Genomic DNA, 17,569 nt, shown 5'->3' on the forward strand with positions numbered 1-17,569 from the left:
TATCATTAAACCACTAGCAGAATTATGACTATCTTCTAGAGTTTTCTACAAACAATGACGGATTTGTCCGTACATATTTATGATTAGGTAATTTACTAGTAGTTTTGCCCCGAGCACGATATTCTCGGTGCGTTGTTTGTTGGCGAACTTTATCGTTTTATCAGAAACATGCCACTTAAAGATACAAATCGAGAAAGTGCATAAGTATGTGTGAGGAACCGGAAAAGACGATTGACTGAAAATAAAAAAAGCCTCGTCATCAAAGCGAGGCTTTTAGTTTATATCCTAAGAACATATCTTATTTTTTTGGTCCGCCAATTTTTTGTGGACCGTTACCGTTTTTAGATTCGACGATATAAATGACAAGACAGCTTCGCGACCTGAGTAAGTTAGTGTCGTTACGCAAAACGGGAAACACGATTCATTTATCTCGCAGCGAAGCAAGACCCGATTAAATCAATTTGATCAGATAATACATGTGCTTCGCCCAGAAGAGCTTAACGATAACTTAGGCTTTGTATCCACGCCGCGTTGACGCTAGTACAAATATTTTTGGGGTTTCGTCGGTGGCTCGAATAGTGTCGATAAGCGCTAAGTTTTCATGTTGCGCGGCGATGTCGTTGACCTCAGTGGTATCTAGAGCGAGCGTTTGCACTTGATACAGACCACCATCGGTTTCCACATAAAGCTGAGTGAATGTAACCGAATCACTGCTCATGTCTTTTACATGTGCACCGTTGTAAGCAACGTTACCAGTGCGCTTAGCGCCCATCATATTGGCAATTACATTACCTGTATTAGCATCGCGTAAGGAGTAGGCTATTTCAGCGTCAAGTTGTTTGAGGATGGCATCGGTGGATTCTTTCGTCATCGCAATATGAGTCACTTCAATCATTGTGCCCTTTATATTTGCAAAGTAGCGCATATCATCATTGCTAGGCTGGAGAGTTTGCTTATCTATCGTCATATTGTTCCTTTATACAATTTAGGCAACGACATCGTTGCTTACGCAAAGGTGTACCATAGGTACTGTGCGGCACGCAAGAAAAGTCGCTACTGCATCTTTGCTTTTTTGTTTTTATTGAGAACAGCGGGAGTGGTAAAAAATGCCGATGCCCTATGCATCAAATGACGAATACAATTCGATAAGGTACAAAATTATGCATAGCAACACGTCCCTACCCGGTTTAATAGACGTTCAGTTTCCAACCGAGCGTCTACGCTAACCTGTTAGGAGCGCATTGCATGTTTGATTACTCCAATAAATCCACCACATCATCACGCCATTTATTAATTTCTTTGATTAAGTGCTGTCTTTGTTTGTCGGTGCTGTATGTAAACAGACTAAGTAAGTAATACCTGCTCGCTTCTTCGTTCGCCGCGCTACGTGTTTGCATTTCATCGCTTCTATACACGTCAGGATCGTTAAGTAGCGTAAGCATCGCTTGCGCAAATGCTTCTCCCCTATCGGGTACATCAAACACCTCGCGCATTGCCGCTTGATAGCGCCTGCGATAATCTATCCACAACATACCGTTTGAAGTGAAGTTGTCGTAACGATTTTCGATTAAGGTAATTTGTTCATCATTTAATTTACCCAGCCAGTTTTCTAGATTATCGATATTACGCTTTATCCATCTGTCTCTGCGCTTTTCTTCGCTTCGCTCTGCACGCTCTAGGCGCTCTTTTTCATCTTTTTTATTCTCTTTTTCAAGCGCTGTAAAAAAGTCGTCAACTTGTTCATCGCTCATCGTTGCGGCTAGTTTGACTAAATCGGGGGTTACATGGCTTCTTACTCTCACCCAATGATCACGGGCTTTTTCTTGATGATATTCCATGCGAGCAATACTGATGTTTTGAGTGGCAATGTCGGATGTCAGCTCTTCGAAATGCGCTAAATATAAAGGCAGCTGTGTCTGCTTATGCCAACTTAACCAGTTTGCAAAATCAGCATCAAACTGGTCTTTCTGAGTGCGCGTCAAATCAACATAGTCATCGATAAACCAATGCACTAACCAGTCTGCGTTTTTATATGCAAATTTAGTTGAACAGCCACCGAGCATTAACACTGCCAACAAAATAACGATTTTCTTCATGCAGTTGTTCTCCTTTATTTAGTTTTTGTTATGCTACATACGCGCATATCAATAAAAAAGGTTTTGTATGGCGGTGAATAAAATAGCGGTGTTAACATCTGGTGGTGATGCTCCGGGCATGAATGCCTGTATTCGTGCAGTGTTTTTGGCAGCACAGAGCGCTGGCATTGAGCTCATTGGTTATCAACATGGCTATAATGGGCTTATCAATCAAGAATATTTTACCATCACCCATAAAGACATACGCAACCTCATCCAACGAGGCGGCACTATGCTGTTTAGCGCTCGTTGTGAAAAGTTTAAGCACGAGCAACACCGACTAACCGCCGCTAAGCACTTAACTGAATCGGGCGCAGACGGTTTAATCGTAATTGGCGGTGACGGCTCGTTTAAAGGCGTAGAGTCACTTCAACCGCTTTGGGACAAACCCATTGTGGGCGTGCCAGGGACGATTGATAACGATGTAGCAGGCACGGATTACACCATTGGATATCACACTGCGATTCAAACAGCGGTTGAAAGTATTGATAAAGTCAGAGATACCGCCGATGCTTTTGAGCGAATATTTATTGTCGATGTCATGGGTAGAGAAGCTGGCTTTATTGCCCTTAACTCAGCCATTGCTGGGGGGGCCGACCATGTTATTTTACCCGAAACCTTTGACTCAGCAGCCGGTGAGTTGTTGCGCATTCTAGAAAAGCTCAAGATACGCAGAAAAAACAACGTCAACGGTAGTCATATCATTGTCACAACAGAACAGTTATGGCCCGGCGGACTCAACATATTACAAGAATCGTTACAAAGCGAAACAGGTATTGATACTCGCATACTTACCTTAGGGCACGTGCAACGAGGGGGCTCGCCTGTTTGGCAAGACCGAGTGTTAGCAAGTAAGTTAGGTACCTATGCCGTTGAGATGGTGTTAAATGATGAACGCGCGTGCATGGCAGGGATACAAGACCGCTATCCAAAAGCGGTTAGGATTAGCAACACTAAAGAAAGTCGCAAGCAGCTCAATGAGTTTTCATTGAGCATGCTCGAAAAGATGGCCTTGCTCGGGTAACCTTTAGTACTGGATATTTAAGCGCTTAAGCCAATGCACCCACCACCAAGCGGGGCCAACTAATAAGTAGCGTAAATCTTCAAAAAACGAAGGCTTTTTGCCTTCAATCTTATGCCCGACAAACTGCAAAATCCACATCACAACAAACAGCGCCAAACAAAATTGCCACACGGAGATTTCGAGAAACAGTAACAGCTCAATACCATAAAAGGCGGCAATGGTAAGCAGGGTCATCGCCGCGCCGATCGGGCCAGATAATTTAAAATAATAATATAGAACCGGCACCGCGAGTATGTGTGCAAAGGTAATATTAAACTCAGCAATAAAAGCAGGTACGGGTATGGACCACACTAAACCAATGGTAACAAAATAAATGGCCGGAACCGCAATGGCGTGAATCCAAACATTCGTCGAATTTTGATGGCTTTCACCATAGTTATTAATTAATCGTTCTATTTCGCGCATACATCACTCTTAATGTTGATTTAGTGCCAATAGCTGCAATCGATTCGATTATGGGTTTAGGCGCTTAACTCCAAGCAATCCCATCATATCGCACAGCGGTTAAAGCAAAGTTTACAACGACCTTACCAGTACAACAAGCGAAAAGCGAGTTGCCCTGTGCAAGCTTTGTGTTGATTGTTACTATAGTTAAAATACCTAACTTTAGTAGCCCATGTCTGAGTTTAATATTTGTTATCAAGTCTCACCTGTTAATTTAAGTGAGCATCTTTTAGAAGTTCAACTAACCGCTAACCTCCCGCAACAAGACGTTTTCACACTGACGCTTCCCGCTTGGATCCCTGGTAGTTATATGATTCGCGACTTTGCGCGTAATATCATATGCATCAATTGCGAAGACAATGGAATATCACTCACAAAGCTTGACAAGCAAAGCTGGCAAGTGCGCAGAAAAGACCAACAAACTTTTGGTCAGTTTGTCTTAACGTATAGAGTATTTGCATTTGACTTGTCGGTCAGAAGTGCATTTATTAACCATGAATATGCGTTCTTTAATGGTACAAGTGCCCTTCTCAATGTTGTAGAACACGATGACGTGTCTCACTTTGTCCATATCCAACACACAGAGTTCACCAAAGACTGGCAGACCGTCACTGCGATGCCTGTTGCTGAAACCTCCCCATTTACACTTACCGAACCACATGCCTTGGTTTACCATTGCCCTGACTACGCCACTTTGATTGACAGCCCAGTGCTAATGGGTCAATTGTGCATGCAATCATTTGAAGTGGAAGGCGTCCGCTTTCATGTGGTATTCACCGGTGACCAAACTATGGACTTAGCGCGCATATGCGAGGACTTAACACCGATATGCGCACACCATATTCAGCTGTTTGGCGAGTCGCCGGTCAGCGAGTATTGGTTTATGACCTTGCTCTGCGATAAAGGCTTTGGTGGCTTAGAGCATAAAGCGTCTACGGTTTTACAATATTCACGATTCGATTTACCGATGCTAGGGGCAGCACAAGAGAAAACTGAGAGCTATCAGCAGTTTTTGAGCCTGTGCTCTCACGAGCTCTTTCACACTTGGCATGTAAAAAGAATTAAACCAGAAATTATGGTTAACCCGAACCTAAGTGAAGAGACCTACACGCCACAGTTGTGGATATACGAAGGGTTTACCTCCTTGTATGACGACCTTACGCTTGCAAGAACCGGCGTAATAACCCCCGAACAATACTGTCAAATATTGGCGCAAAGCATCACACGCTTAATGCGAAATCCCGGTCGACACCTGCAAAGCGTCAGTGAATCGAGCTTTGATGCGTGGACGCGGTTTTATAAACAAGACGCAAACTCTGTTAATCATATTGTGAGTTATTATCTAAAAGGCTCCATTATCGCTCTTGCCTTAGATATTAATATTCGCCAACAAAGCGGCAACACCAAGAGCCTAGACGACATCATGCGCAGCTTATGGCATCGCTATGGGAAGCATGAAATCGGCACGCCCGATGACGTGATTTCGATGCTCTGCAAACAAGATTTAGACCTAGATTTAGATAGCTTTATTCATGTTGCGGCCAGTACGACTATGGATTTACCCCTATCCACCTTAATTAACAGCGTCGGGCTTACCTTGCATATGCGATGTTCAGAAGGGTACAGCGACAAAGGCGGTAAGCCAGCATCAATAGTGAATAGCAGAGATATGGGGGCTAATTTAAGCGACGATATTCAGGGCGTAAAAGTCAATCAAGTGCTTGCGAGTAGCGCAGCGGCCGCCGCTGGCTTGCAGGTAGGAGATATTATTATTGCCTGCAAACACTACAAAGCAACGCTAGAAAGACTCAGTCAATTTTTAGAAAGTACAGCCTTAGGAGAGTCGGTTTTACTGCACGTAATGCGCGACAACCAGCTAATACAGTGCAAACTTGAAGCTAGAGAGGCTCCATTGGATACTTGCTACATTAGTATAAATAACGAAACCCTTTTGTATAACTGGTTAGGTATTGACACGGCTTAGGTATATTTTACGGATAAATGGTGCCGACACATACAACGTTTTTGCTTCATAAATAGCGTATAAATAGTTATCGCTCAACACGACTGCCAGAGAACTATGTATAATCTTTTTATTGGGGTGAATTGACAATGACTTCCTTTAAACAAATCAAAAGCAATGCAAGACGCATCAACATATTTAGCGCCAATGTGATCATAACCATGGTGTTATACGCTGGACTTTTGCACCGCGCTCACATTACTCGCGACCCTGGGGTTCAGGAGCTTGCGAGCGTGCTTCTGTACCCGAGTAGTTTAGTGATCTTACTACTCATTTTAGCTATTTTATATCTGCAAAGAACCAATGCGCATTTTGAAGTGAAACTTGAGAACAAAATGCTACACGTCAGCGACTCATCTTCGCCAGACTGCACATGGTCGGTTAACGTAAAAAAAATCGTGACCATTGATCAGCAATGCGACATTGATGGAAAGTTTAATGCTATTTTTGTATACCTAAACGACGGTTCTTACAAAAAACTCAGTGCTCAATATAACTTCAACCGCGCGAAATTTTACAAAGCGCTCAAAAAGGCGAACCCTTTTGTGCGACTCCCAAAAGACCCTAGCGTCTTTCGTCAGGTAAATCATTAAGTTTTAAAACGGCACCCTCCCAAGGTGCCGTTTTTCGTTAGCGCAGCATAGATTGCCCCTACTTCGCTTAAATTCGCATTAATCACTTGTCATACGTCCACCAGAATCTACAATATAGGCACACGTAGCACGCTTTGGTCAGCGCTCAATAACGCGCATACAAACAAGGAAAGACTAACTTTATGAAGACACAATCTGATATCGCCGTTGTAGGTTTAGCCGTAATGGGTGAAAACTTAATCCTAAACATGGCGAGTAAAGGCTTTACGGTGACCGCTTACAACCGTTCTTATCATAAAGTAGAAGCATTTTTACAGGGGCGCGCAAAAGGCAAAAGCATTCGCGGCGCAGACTCCATCGAGAGCTTAGTGGCCTCGTTAGCTTCACCGAGAAAGGTAATGCTTATGGTTAAATCGGGCCAGCCTGTCGACGATTTTATCCGTCTTTTACTCCCCCACCTTGATGAAGGCGACATCGTAATAGATGGCGGTAACAGTCAATTTGAAGATTCCAATAGACGTACTAAAGAGCTCGCGAAAAGCGGAATTTTATACGTCGGAGCAGGCGTATCGGGCGGTGAAGAAGGCGCATTGCTTGGCCCCTCTATCATGCCCGGTGGAAACCCACAGGCATGGCCATACGTGAAGCCGATTTTTCAAGCCATTTCGGCAAAAGTCAAAGATGCAAACGGCGAACTCACCATCCCATGTTGTGATTGGGTAGGCGAAGATGGGGCTGGGCATTTTGTAAAAATGGTGCACAACGGCATTGAATATGGCGATATGCAAATTATCTGTGAAGGTTATGTATTGATGCGTGACCTATTAGGCATGAGCGTTGATGACATTCAAGCGGTCTTTGCCGATTGGAACACCACCGAACTGTCGAGCTATTTAATCGAAATTACCGCCGACATCTTAAGTTTTAAAGAAGACGGGGAGCCATTGGTTGAGAAAATTCTCGATACCGCAGGGCAAAAAGGCACCGGCAAATGGACCGGTATTACCGCCCTTCACTTAGGCGTGCCGCTGACCTTAATTGGCGAGGCTGTATTTGCCCGTTGTTTATCTTCTCTTAAATCTCAACGCGTGTTAGCAGCAAAAGCCATATCTGGGCCAAAAGTAGCGTTTACTGGAGACAAGCAGGCTTTTATTAATGACTTAAAACAGGCCTTACTGGCCGCCAAAATTGTATCTTACGCTCAAGGTTTTGCACTGATCCAAGAAGCGGCAAAAGAATATGATTGGCATTTAGACTATGGCTCCATTGCGATGATGTGGCGTGAAGGATGCATTATTCGCTCGGTGTTCTTAGATAACATTAAACAAGCTTACGACAATCACCCAGAGTTAAATAATTTAATGCTCGATGATTATTTCAATAACATGCTCGCCAGCGCGCAATCAGGCTGGCGTAAAGTAGTCGCAGCCGCTGCCATCAATGGTGTCGCAGCACCGTGTATCGGAGCATCTTTAAGCTATTTTGATGGGTATCGCACAGAAAACCTACCCGCTAACCTATTACAGGCTCAGCGAGATTATTTTGGTGCACACACTTACGAAAGAAAAGATAAGCCAAGAGGTGAGTTCTTTCATACTAACTGGACCGGACGTGGAGGCAATACTTCGTCCTCCACCTACGACGTATAAGCGATATCTCTGCGAGGACTCGTTAGTTATCTAATGCCTCAGATTCAAGTAGTAATGCAGGGTCGAGTCGTTCTTTATACCAGTTGATTCGCCAATCTAGGTGCGGGCCAGTCACTCGGCCCGTTGCGCCAATCTCGCCAATGACATCTCCCTGCTCAACTCTTTGGCCAGTTTCAACATGGATTTTACTTAAATGGATAAACGTCGAAGAGACCCCAAAACCATGATCCATGATTAAGGTGCCGCCAGAATAATACATATCATCATGCGCTAAGCTTATCACTCCGCCCACAGGGGCAACCACTGGCGTTCCGACCTGATTTGCAACGTCCAGACCAAAATGAGGACGTCTTGGCTCACCGTTAAAGTAGCGTTGAGAGCCATACACCCCAGAAATCCTTCCTTGTGCAGGCATAATAAAAGTATCTAGAAAGTCTTTTAACTGTGATTGCGTTGCCCGTGCGTTTGCAATCTCTCGGTTGTCTTGGCGAATCCGTGCTAATACCGCTTCAGGCGGGCTGACATATTTTTGAGCCACCCCTTCTATTCGCTGAATATCATATTCACGTGCCTTCAACGTAATAGGCATGCTTTGCTTAGTGTCATTTAGCTGCCATTCAAGAGTGTGTTCAAGCGCAGCGTCACGACCAAAACCAAATACAAATTCACCCGTGGGTGACACCGCGATTTGATTACCGTTTAACCAAACTTGTGCGCCTGGGCTAATGTTTGCGCGAATAAGGCTACCTTGGGTCAACTCACCTTTTAAAGATGGTGCAGATGCTAGTGCCGAGACACTCAACAAGGTGCACACAATCGATACCAACAGCATGAAACCCAGCGATACCTTATTCATTACCAATCATTGCTCCTTTACCAACCCCTTCAAACGCGCTCACACGATAGCGCGCATCACTTTGTTCAGACAAGGTCTCTAGTACATATTGCGCTAAACACTCAACAGTGGAATCATATTCAATGATTTCACAAGCGTGCTTTGGAATAGCCATTTCAAACACCCCTTGGGATGCTTCATATGAAAAGCAATAATGTGTTTGATCACTAATCCCTTGCGTGTTTAGCTGAAGCTGCTGCACCGAAACAAGATCTTCACGTGTGCCAATGTATATATCAGACCACCGTTTCGCCCATTCGTTTTCTCGAGCGGCACTACGCTGGCCATCTTCGATAATGACAATTTTAGAACGATGACCATGGGCAATTCGCTGACAGTTACCATCGTGCTTTTTCAAGCCATGGGTATAGTGATAAAAAGGCGTATCAATCACTTCTGCGCGTAATAAAATTTCAATACCCTGCACGTTCTCAGGCAAGTGTGTCTTAATGACATCTTTTAAGTACGCCGTCACCGATGCCATATCTACCTCAGGCGCATAAACAAAGGCATAGGCTTCAGGTGGGCACAGTAAATGAATTGAAGTGTTTTGCTGCTGCGCCTTATGATAGGTGAAATCAACACTCACGCGACCTTGCGTCTGGTCATGTGCAATCTCAACACCTTCATAATCCGCGGGGATCACCAGTTTATGATCCACATATTCATCGATAAGTTTTTTTAGCTGCTTTTTGACGATACCGAAATCTTGCACCATGCTTTCTTCATTTAAGCCGCCGTCTAAAATAATATCAACAATCCAGCTCTCCCCTACCATTCCGCGCCTTGGGCACAAGTAGGAAAAGTCCATTACGGTCAAGTCATTGACGAATAACTTCATTCATCTGCTCCGCTTTTCAGCGATTTAGTTAACTGATCTTTTAGGTTAGGCGGAATGCCTTTGATCATCAAGGTGTCTGTTTGTGGGTCGTACTGAACCCTCTCGCCCAATAGATTTCGATCAAAACTCACCGACACACCACCACCTGCGCCTGAAAACTTCTTCATCGCGGTCATTATACTGCGATCAGGTTGGAACGTGGGCTCAATAGGTTGAGCTAATGACGCGTTGTAGCTCGAAAAACCATCTTCGGTGGAGCCCTGCCTAGGTAATACATTATCCAAATCACTGATTTGCACCTGTTCACCTAAGTCTACTTTTTCTTTGTAGTACGCCGCGAGAGATTCACGGTGAGCCTGCTTTTCTTGATTATCGAGTGATTCACCAGAGAGATATTCATCAACCTCATGCAACAAACGCTTGTTTTGCTGCTTTACATCGACTTTTTCTTCGCAGCCAATAAATTGCATAAAGAAATCGCCTACTTTGCGGCCCATCCTACCCTTTAAAAAGCTAATGTAGCGATTTTGCTCCGGCTGCACGTCGTACTGCGTTAAATCGATGCGCACGGCAATTTGCATCTTCGATAAATCTAGATGCTGGCTTTGGCTTATTTCAAGATGCTGATTCACTTCAACGTGTTCTTTCGTATCAAGCATCGCAATCATTAAGTAATCAGTAGCCAAATACTCGTAGCGATTAAAAATCACAAACCCTGTTTCAAGCATAGCTTCGTTGACAATTGTATCTAGCAGGTGCTTACCGGCGATAAGACTAAACTCATGAAAATCTAATTGGCCGCTGATCACTTCTGGTAGAAGATCTTTAATCGGATTTTCTTGATCAGTATTAAAACCGCCCACGCCCTTACCCGGCTTGGTATTAAAAGTGGTATGCAGCTGCGCGCACAAACTCGTGATTTCTGCACTCACCTCAAAACAACTGCCTCGCGGCAAAAAGTGGAGTTTTCCGTCGTTGGTGAGCATAATTCTGTGCACAACAAACTGCTGAACGTTAGCACTCATAAAAAATAAAGAACCTTTTGGTTGGCTTGTTGCCCCATAAGAGTATGCTAATCTTTGCTTAGCACCTGAAAAGACAACAAAAGTTGGTGATCGTGATAACTGCCTTTATACTTCGTTATCGCGATTTCGATATCTCGCGCAATTGTACCGAGTTTTCGAGTAAAAATCATAGGACAAATACATGCCCATACAGTCAAAATACAGTAATCAAGAGTTTGAAGCCTTGATGCAGGACGTATTTATCGCACTAGAAAAAAACCAAGCCGATAGAGATTTATCAATAATGGCCCTTGGAAACGTGCTGGCAACTATTTTTACCAATCAGGTAAATGAAAAAAATCGAGCGGCAATGGTGGATAATTTTTGTAAAGTTTTGCAAAAAACCACGCTCAGCGCCGCCACTAACAAAGACGCCTAATACTACACTATGATCTATTCTGAATCTCCAAGACGTCAACAAATCACCCGTCAGGTGGCATGGGGCCATTGGTTTGCGCTAGCCAATATTCTAATGGCGATTGTCATATCATCGGTCTACTTGTTTGCCACGCCGATGGCAGACACGCCGTTGAGCTTTATCTACATGCTACTAACTTGGTTTGGTCACACAAGCTTTGTCACCTTTTTGGTCTTTGTAGTGCTTATATTGCCCTTGTGTTATCAAGTTACCAACATGCGCGCCTTACGCGGTGCATGCGCGGTCATCTCCGCCGTCGGTCTAGCACTACTGGCTTTCGACGCACTCATTTACAACAACACTGGTTTTCATATTAGTTTTAGCTCTGCCGCCTTGTTAAGAAGTGAGACGCAAGTTCAGGTGAGCGCATTTAGCTGGCTACAATGGTTTTATCTATCCCTCTTGTTTATCATTTGGTTGATGTTTCAACTGGTTGTTGCCAACGCAATTTACCAGCGTCTGGACCGCCTGCAACGCTTACGAATTGGACCGTATATCACCAGTGTGCTGGTAGTCTGTTTTGTCAGTAGCCATGCAATTCACGTATGGGCAGATGCCAAACTCTATACGCCCGTCCTTAAACAAGACAATATGTTCCCGCTCAGTTATCCGGCCACAGCAAAAACGCTTATGGCCCGATACGGCTTACTTGATTTAGAAGACCGTCAACAGCGAGAGGATTTACAGCTACAAGGTGTGAGTAGCCGATTTGTTTACCCACCGCAAAATGTATATTGCAGCGTAAATGCTCAACAAAAGGTGGTAGTGCTTTACACCGATGTCGCTGTGACTGCTGATACCACCGGTACATTATTGTCTAATGATTTTCATTTAAGCACGCAAAGCGAACCATCAAACATATTGAAGCACTTGCAATATGGTATCCCTTATAATTTGATTATGCGGACCTCATCGCCTGCCGTGATGTTGGATTTGCTCAACGCGTTTTCGGTTCCTAATACCGTATTTAATTACGCCGACAGTTCTGATGAGCAAGCAAACACGTTCATGACGTCATTAGCGACTGCTTCTGCCGGACTATACATGGGAATTGTTAATGCCCAGCAACTTGCACAGCTAAACGTCAATACCCTTAGCGCTGGCGCAAAAGTATTACTCATTGCGCCAGATGACAGCGGTATGCACAAGCTTTACTCTAACTTTACAGATACATCTCAAGCATCCACTAATGAAGATATTGCGCCTACGGTAATGCGTGAGTTTGAATGTTTAGCAGATGTATATAGATTCTCTACAGGACAGGCCTTACAGGCGCCTTCAAGAAAATGGTTGGTCAGTACAAAACAAGACAATATTTTGTTCTATAGCGCTCCCTACCTCACTCAAGTGACCCGTGATGGCAGCTATAAAGTGACCGATATGCGAGACCAAAGCGAAGTGCTCATTGATATCGATACGAATATGCTAAGTCGTTCAATCAAGCATTTAGAAAACTTCAGTCGATAAAAAAGGCTGCGAAAGCAGCCTTACTTTGTTTTTTGTTGAAGAGACTCAAATATACTCGAAAAGTCTTTTCCGCCATTGCCGTTTAGAGCGTGCAGTTGATAAAGCGACTGCGCTAATGAGCCCATCGGTACCGCCGACTGATTGCTAGCAGCTGTGGCCATCGCCAAACCTAAGTCCTTATTCATCAAGTCCACCATAAACCCGCCTTTATAACCGTTTGATGAGGGCACGTTTTCCATTACGTTAGGACAAGGATTATAGGTTTGTAAGGTCCAGTTGTTGCCCGAACTCTTTTTCATAATTTCTGACATTACGGTGGCATCAATACCATTATCAATGGCCAGTTTCAGTGCCTCACTTGTGCCCGCCATGAGTACCGCTAAGAGCATGTTGTTGCAAATTTTTGCAACCTGACCTGCACCCGCATCACCTGCATGAAAAATGTTTTTGCCCATCGCTTCAAGCACTGGAGTGATTTGCGTCACGACCGACTGCTCACCACCTACGATAAAGGTTAGTGTGCCGGCTTGGGCACCTGCTACACCGCCTGAAACCGGTGCATCAGCAAAGGTGAAGCCTTGTGCAAGCAACTGCTTGCTGATTTCTCGCGCATCATCCGCTTCAATAGTCGAGCAATCTATAAACACCGTTGCAGCTTTAGCGCTGGCGCAAATGCCTGGTGCGTCTTGCGAACCAAAATATAGCTGTTTTACGTGACGCCCTGCCGGTAGCATACTAATCACCACATCAGCGTCTTTCACCGCATCTTGTGGAGTCGCGGCACCAACAGCGCCCTTGTCTACCAAAAGCTGCACTTGGCTGGCCACCAAGTCAAACACCGTCACCGTATACCCTGCCCCGAGCAAGTTTGCCGCCATGCCAGCGCCCATGTTTCCTAACCCATAAAAAGCAATGTGCTTCATTTTGTGCTCCAAATCTTACGCTGCGAAATCTTCTTCGAGCTTTGCTAGAGGGTGAACTAAGCCCTCAAACTGAGAAAAATGTGCTTGAATAACCGATTCTGGTACCTCGGACGGTCTTGCATATTGCCACTTCGGCTGATTATCTTTATCGATAAGCAATGCACGTACGCCCTCTTCAAACTCACCTAAGGCAGAGCAAGTAAACGCCATGCTCAACTCCATTCTAAAGCAGTCTGCTAATGACATATCTTTGCTTCTGGTGAGTTGTTCTAAAACCAAGTTGGCGGTAATTGCACTGCCGTGATGAAATGTCTTTAACGCTTTTTGAAGATAGGTATTGTCAGGGGCTTCGCTCACCAATGCTTCGAGCGCTTTTTCAGCTGCGCTAACACAATGCACTTGATGAAGCGATGATAACGAAGACAATATCGGCGCAATATTGGATGGACGAAGCACCGAAGTATCGCTGTTAATCTCTTTGGACAATGACGCCAAGCTCTTAGCATCTATGTGTGACAACTGTGCTAACTTATTTAAAAAGAGAGGTTTGTCTTGATGGGCAATAAACGCATCAGCCAATCCGATTTCTAATGTATCTAAGGTGTTAATACTGGCAGCAGTTAAGCCTAAAAACATGCCCACGCCGTTTGGCATTTTGTTTAAAAAGTAGCTTGCGCCAACATCTGGAAAAAGCCCGATACTGATTTCGGGCATAGCAATGCGCGCTGTTTCAGTCACTATTTTAAAGTGAGAGCCGGCAAACAAACCAAGGCCACCCCCCATAATAATGCCGTTACCCCAAACTATCACAGGCTTTGAAAAAGTATGTAAACAATAGTCTAGGCGATATTCTTGCGTGAAGAACTCCTGTAAAAACGCTGGCGTCGAAGGGACTTCATTTACTTGCGTTGCGTGAGCATTGTCTTTCATGGCTTTGTGCATAGAGACGATATCGCCACCTGCACAAAACGCTTTATCGCCTTCGCTATCTAACAACACCGCACTAACATCATCGTCTTTAGCGATGCTATCAAGGGCGTCGAGCATCAGGTTCACCATATCCAAATCCAATGCATTTAGGGCTTTGGGTTTGTTTAAGCGAATGTGAGCAATCTTGCCCGAAACCGCGCTGATATAATTTAGCTGAATCTTGGCGTCAAAGGCCTTTTCATCGCTCATTACAAGACCTCTTTGTCGTCGCTCAAGAGTCTGCGCCCTACTATCACTCGCATGATTTCATTGGTCCCTTCAAGAATTTGGTGTACGCGAACATCACGCACATGTCTTTCAAGAGGATATTCCTTGATATAACCATAACCGCCATGAATTTGGAGGGCTTGATTACACACTTCAAAACCAACGTCAGTGGCAAAACGTTTGGCCATTGCACAGTAAGTGGTTTTATCAGCATGGTTTGTATCTATTTTGCTAGCGGCCAGGCGCACCATTTGACGCGCCGCCACTAACTCAGTCGCCATATCGGCAAGTTTAAACTGAAGCGCTTGAAAGCTCGCCAGAGGCTTGCCAAATTGCGAACGCTCATGCATGTATGCACGCGCAGTGTTAAGAGCCTGCTGAGCAGTACCGATGGAACACGTCGCTATATTGATACGGCCACCATCTAAGCCCTGCATGGCGAATTTAAAGCCTTCGCCTTCTTCGCCTAAAAGCTGGTGCGCTTCTACCTTTACATTGTCAAACGTGACCATGCGCGTAGGCTGGGCATTCCAACCCATTTTCTCTTCGGCTTTGCCATAGATGATCCCTTCGCTGTCGGCGGGTACGACAAACGCGCTCACCCCACCTGCGCCAGCATCGCCAGTACGTGCCATCACGACGAGTACTTGTGTCGCACCTGCCCCAGAGATAAATACTTTTGAGCCGTTGAGAATATAGTTATCGCCATCGCGCTGCGCACTGGTGCGCAAAGAACCCGCGTCTGAACCAGCACCAGGCTCGGTTAAGCAATAACTGGCAATGGCTTCACCGGTCACCAGTTGCTCCATCCACTGCTCTTTAATGGCATCGGTGCCCCACGTTGCGACCATCCAAGTCGCCATATTGTGTATGGTAAGCATGGCGGTTGTCGTGGTACAGCCCATGGCTAATTGTTCGAAGATAATGGACGAATCAAGACGGCTCAAACCTAAGCCACCCGCCTCTTCTGGGGTGTATAAGCTACAAAAACCGAGCTCACCGGCTTTTCTTATTACATCCACAGGGAAGTGATGCTCTTGATCCCATTTTGCCGCAAACGGCGCCATTTCTGCCTCTGCAAACTGCTTCGCAGTATCGCTAAATGCAATTTGATCTTCGTTTAACTCAAAATTCATATTTATGCCTTCCTACCGTAAATTAGCGTAAGTTGATGGTCATGTTAGGACCACTGTCGGTCTCATCGTCAAACCAGCGTGCGGTAATGGTTTTGGTTTCGGTGTAGAAACGCACTGCCTGCTTACCGTAGGCATGTAAATCGCCATAGAACGAATTTTTCCAACCAGTGAAAGAGAAAAATGGCATTGGCACAGGAATAGGCACGTTAATACCTACCTGACCTACTTCCACATTACTCTGGTAGTAGCGGGCTGCCGCACCGCTTGCAGTAAAGATACTGGTACCATTTCCAAATGGATTCGCATTTACAAGGGCAAGCGCTTCTTCTAGGGTTTCTACCTGCATACAGCACAATACTGGGCCAAAAATTTCTTCTTGGTAAATCGCCATATCTGCGGTCACGCCAGCGAATACCGTTGGGCCAACCCAGTTTCCTTGCTCGTGGCCTTCTAGCGTAAAGTCGCTGCCATCCACTAGGCATGTTGCGCCTTCATCTTTGCCTTTTTGAATCAGCGATAATACGCGTGCTTTGGCTTGTGGGCTGATTAATGGCCCATAACCGGCAGATTTGTCATCCCAAAGGCCAGGTTTTACTTCGCCAATTAATTCTGCTAATTCAGGTATCCAATTTGCACTGTCACCCACAAATACAGCAACAGAAATAGCCATGCAGCGCTGGCCTGCAGCACCAACCGAGGCGCCAACAAGGTTGTTCAATACTTTTGATTTATTCGCATCAGGCATGATGACTGAGTGATTTTTCGCACCCGCAAAACACTGAGCGCGCTTCATATTCGACGTCGCAGTGCGATATATATGCTGACCTACAGGCACACTACCCACAAAAGAAACCGCTTTGATGTCTGGATGCTCTAGCAAATGATTCACCTGATCACCACGACCGTGAACGATGTTTAAGACACCTTCAGGGGCGCCGGCTTGGATGAATAGCTCAGCCAGCTTCATCGGGGTTGCAGGGTCTTGCTCAGAAGGCTTAAGCACAAACGTGTTACCGCAAGCAATAGCCATTGGGAACATCCATAATGGAATCATGGCAGGAAAGTTAAATGGGGTAATACCAAGGCACACACCTAAAGGCTGAATCATGCTATAGGTATCGATATCTCTGGCAACGTTTTCAACGGTTTCGCCCATCATCATTGATGCTACGTTCGCGGCTTGTTCAACCACTTCTATGCCGCGCCAAACATCGCCTTTTGCGTCATCAAAGGTTTTACCTGTCTCTTGTGACAAGATGGTGGCAATCTCATCGTGATGCTCTTTGAGCAAATGTTGATAACGCAGCATCACTCTTGCGCGCTCTGAAATTGGCACCTTTTTCCAAGTTTCGAATGCGTGTTTTGCACTTGCGACGGCGCGTTCAATTTCGCTTTCAGTAGAAACCGGCAAATGCGCGATCACCTGATTGTTGGCAGGGTTGGTCACTTCAATCATATCGCTTGAAGTGGATTGCTCAAATTGACCATTAATTAATTGCTGAATTGTGTGCATATTGGCTCTCTAGTAGCTGCGGTTTGTCGATGAAAATCGTTTTACCTTTACGTTAACGTAAACTATAAATGATCGGCCCATTGCTTGTAAATCTTTTGTTAAGCAAACGCGTCATTTTTGCCCAATCTCACTGTAAATAAGAAACGCTTGCGTATGGCTAATAACACCTAAATAAGCTCCAAGATTT

The 17,569-nt window shown here is 44.9% G+C and carries 16 protein-coding genes; 6 read left to right on the plus strand and 10 right to left on the minus strand.

The window, feature by feature from the left end; genetic code table 11:
* Positions 1 to 508: 508 nt before the first annotated feature.
* Positions 509 to 967 (minus strand): hypothetical protein, encoded by a 459-nt coding sequence (locus tag KJ365_RS13770; protein ID WP_214452259.1) that lies wholly within the window; start codon positions 965 to 967, stop codon positions 509 to 511.
* Positions 968 to 1,253: 286 nt separating this feature from the next.
* A complete protein-coding gene (locus tag KJ365_RS13775) occupies positions 1,254 to 2,096 on the minus strand; it encodes a DUF6279 family lipoprotein (RefSeq protein ID WP_214452260.1) in 843 nt (280 codons plus the stop codon).
* A 67-nt stretch (positions 2,097 to 2,163) separates the two neighbouring features.
* Here KJ365_RS13775 and KJ365_RS13780 point away from each other — a divergent pair, with 67 nt between their 5' ends.
* A complete protein-coding gene (locus KJ365_RS13780) occupies positions 2,164 to 3,159 on the plus strand; it encodes an ATP-dependent 6-phosphofructokinase (RefSeq protein ID WP_214452261.1) in 996 nt (331 codons plus the stop codon).
* Between the two features lie 3 nt (positions 3,160 to 3,162).
* Here KJ365_RS13780 and KJ365_RS13785 read toward each other — a convergent pair whose 3' ends face one another.
* On the minus strand, positions 3,163 to 3,624 hold the full coding sequence (locus tag KJ365_RS13785; protein WP_214452262.1) for an Mpo1 family 2-hydroxy fatty acid dioxygenase: 462 nt from the start codon (positions 3,622 to 3,624) through the stop codon (positions 3,163 to 3,165).
* Between the two features lie 211 nt (positions 3,625 to 3,835).
* Here KJ365_RS13785 and KJ365_RS13790 point away from each other — a divergent pair, with 211 nt between their 5' ends.
* The 3 genes from KJ365_RS13790 to gnd all read left to right on the plus strand — a co-directional run bounded on the left by KJ365_RS13790 (position 3,836) and on the right by gnd (position 7,928).
* Positions 3,836 to 5,647 (plus strand): M61 family metallopeptidase, encoded by a 1,812-nt coding sequence (locus KJ365_RS13790; RefSeq protein ID WP_214452263.1) that lies wholly within the window; start codon positions 3,836 to 3,838, stop codon positions 5,645 to 5,647.
* Positions 5,648 to 5,775: 128 nt separating this feature from the next.
* Positions 5,776 to 6,279, plus strand: a complete 504-nt coding sequence (locus KJ365_RS13795) for a hypothetical protein (protein WP_214452264.1) — start codon at positions 5,776 to 5,778, stop codon at positions 6,277 to 6,279.
* Positions 6,280 to 6,461: 182 nt separating this feature from the next.
* Positions 6,462 to 7,928, plus strand: coding sequence for a decarboxylating NADP(+)-dependent phosphogluconate dehydrogenase (gene gnd / locus KJ365_RS13800; protein ID WP_214452265.1), 1,467 nt, complete (start codon positions 6,462 to 6,464; stop codon positions 7,926 to 7,928).
* A gap of 22 nt (positions 7,929 to 7,950) precedes the next feature.
* Here the strand turns inward: gnd and KJ365_RS13805 are convergent, their stop codons facing one another.
* The 3 genes from KJ365_RS13805 to yejK are packed head-to-tail and all read right to left on the minus strand — an operon-like array spanning position 7,951 to position 10,689.
* Positions 7,951 to 8,784, minus strand: a complete 834-nt coding sequence (locus KJ365_RS13805; RefSeq protein WP_250884244.1) for a M23 family metallopeptidase — start codon at positions 8,782 to 8,784, stop codon at positions 7,951 to 7,953.
* Positions 8,777 to 9,664 (minus strand): 6-carboxytetrahydropterin synthase, encoded by an 888-nt coding sequence (locus KJ365_RS13810; protein WP_214452266.1) that lies wholly within the window; start codon positions 9,662 to 9,664, stop codon positions 8,777 to 8,779. Before KJ365_RS13810 ends, KJ365_RS13805 begins: the two co-directional genes overlap by 8 nt.
* Positions 9,661 to 10,689 (minus strand): nucleoid-associated protein YejK, encoded by a 1,029-nt coding sequence (gene yejK / locus KJ365_RS13815; RefSeq protein ID WP_214452267.1) that lies wholly within the window; start codon positions 10,687 to 10,689, stop codon positions 9,661 to 9,663. The genes KJ365_RS13810 and yejK overlap by 4 nt, the downstream gene beginning before the upstream one ends.
* 181 nt (positions 10,690 to 10,870) lie before the next feature.
* Between yejK and KJ365_RS13820 the strand changes: the two genes are divergently transcribed.
* Positions 10,871 to 11,107 carry a YejL family protein gene (locus tag KJ365_RS13820; protein ID WP_214452268.1) on the plus strand — a complete coding sequence of 79 codons (237 nt, stop codon included), beginning with the start codon at positions 10,871 to 10,873 and terminating at the stop codon, positions 11,105 to 11,107.
* A gap of 9 nt (positions 11,108 to 11,116) precedes the next feature.
* Positions 11,117 to 12,613, plus strand: coding sequence for a DUF3413 domain-containing protein (locus KJ365_RS13825; protein ID WP_214452269.1), 1,497 nt, complete (start codon positions 11,117 to 11,119; stop codon positions 12,611 to 12,613).
* 20 nt (positions 12,614 to 12,633) lie between these two features.
* Here KJ365_RS13825 and mmsB read toward each other — a convergent pair whose 3' ends face one another.
* The 4 genes from mmsB to KJ365_RS13845 are packed head-to-tail and all read right to left on the minus strand — an operon-like array spanning position 12,634 to position 17,382.
* A complete protein-coding gene (gene mmsB, locus KJ365_RS13830; protein ID WP_214452270.1) occupies positions 12,634 to 13,536 on the minus strand; it encodes a 3-hydroxyisobutyrate dehydrogenase in 903 nt (300 codons plus the stop codon).
* A gap of 15 nt (positions 13,537 to 13,551) precedes the next feature.
* On the minus strand, positions 13,552 to 14,715 hold the full coding sequence (locus KJ365_RS13835) for an enoyl-CoA hydratase/isomerase family protein (protein WP_214452271.1): 1,164 nt from the start codon (positions 14,713 to 14,715) through the stop codon (positions 13,552 to 13,554).
* Entirely contained in the window at positions 14,715 to 15,869 is a 1,155-nt protein-coding gene (locus KJ365_RS13840) for an acyl-CoA dehydrogenase family protein (protein WP_214452272.1), read from the minus strand. Before KJ365_RS13840 ends, KJ365_RS13835 begins: the two co-directional genes overlap by 1 nt.
* Positions 15,870 to 15,891: 22 nt before the next feature.
* Positions 15,892 to 17,382 (minus strand): CoA-acylating methylmalonate-semialdehyde dehydrogenase, encoded by a 1,491-nt coding sequence (locus tag KJ365_RS13845; protein WP_214452273.1) that lies wholly within the window; start codon positions 17,380 to 17,382, stop codon positions 15,892 to 15,894.
* Positions 17,383 to 17,569 lie beyond the last annotated feature (187 nt).

The sequence above is a fragment of the Glaciecola sp. XM2 genome (assembly GCF_018595715.1).
GTDB lineage: Bacteria > Pseudomonadota > Gammaproteobacteria > Enterobacterales > Alteromonadaceae > Glaciecola.

What these genes read in the sequence shown, in the direction of transcription:
- KJ365_RS13770 (WP_214452259.1), bottom strand. Translation starts at nt 967, where the DNA reads ATGACGATAGATAAGCAAACTCTCCAGCCTAGCAATGATGATATGCGC.
- KJ365_RS13775 (WP_214452260.1), bottom strand. Translation starts at nt 2,096, where the DNA reads ATGAAGAAAATCGTTATTTTGTTGGCAGTGTTAATGCTCGGTGGCTGT.
- KJ365_RS13780 (WP_214452261.1), top strand. Translation starts at nt 2,164, where the DNA reads ATGGCGGTGAATAAAATAGCGGTGTTAACATCTGGTGGTGATGCTCCG.
- KJ365_RS13785 (WP_214452262.1), bottom strand. Translation starts at nt 3,624, where the DNA reads ATGCGCGAAATAGAACGATTAATTAATAACTATGGTGAAAGCCATCAA.
- KJ365_RS13790 (WP_214452263.1), top strand. Translation starts at nt 3,836, where the DNA reads ATGTCTGAGTTTAATATTTGTTATCAAGTCTCACCTGTTAATTTAAGT.
- KJ365_RS13795 (WP_214452264.1), top strand. Translation starts at nt 5,776, where the DNA reads ATGACTTCCTTTAAACAAATCAAAAGCAATGCAAGACGCATCAACATA.
- gnd (WP_214452265.1), top strand. Translation starts at nt 6,462, where the DNA reads ATGAAGACACAATCTGATATCGCCGTTGTAGGTTTAGCCGTAATGGGT.
- KJ365_RS13805 (WP_250884244.1), bottom strand. Translation starts at nt 8,784, where the DNA reads ATGAATAAGGTATCGCTGGGTTTCATGCTGTTGGTATCGATTGTGTGC.
- KJ365_RS13810 (WP_214452266.1), bottom strand. Translation starts at nt 9,664, where the DNA reads ATGAAGTTATTCGTCAATGACTTGACCGTAATGGACTTTTCCTACTTG.
- yejK (WP_214452267.1), bottom strand. Translation starts at nt 10,689, where the DNA reads ATGAGTGCTAACGTTCAGCAGTTTGTTGTGCACAGAATTATGCTCACC.
- KJ365_RS13820 (WP_214452268.1), top strand. Translation starts at nt 10,871, where the DNA reads ATGCCCATACAGTCAAAATACAGTAATCAAGAGTTTGAAGCCTTGATG.
- KJ365_RS13825 (WP_214452269.1), top strand. Translation starts at nt 11,117, where the DNA reads ATGATCTATTCTGAATCTCCAAGACGTCAACAAATCACCCGTCAGGTG.
- mmsB (WP_214452270.1), bottom strand. Translation starts at nt 13,536, where the DNA reads ATGAAGCACATTGCTTTTTATGGGTTAGGAAACATGGGCGCTGGCATG.
- KJ365_RS13835 (WP_214452271.1), bottom strand. Translation starts at nt 14,715, where the DNA reads ATGAGCGATGAAAAGGCCTTTGACGCCAAGATTCAGCTAAATTATATC.
- KJ365_RS13840 (WP_214452272.1), bottom strand. Translation starts at nt 15,869, where the DNA reads ATGAATTTTGAGTTAAACGAAGATCAAATTGCATTTAGCGATACTGCG.
- KJ365_RS13845 (WP_214452273.1), bottom strand. Translation starts at nt 17,382, where the DNA reads ATGCACACAATTCAGCAATTAATTAATGGTCAATTTGAGCAATCCACT.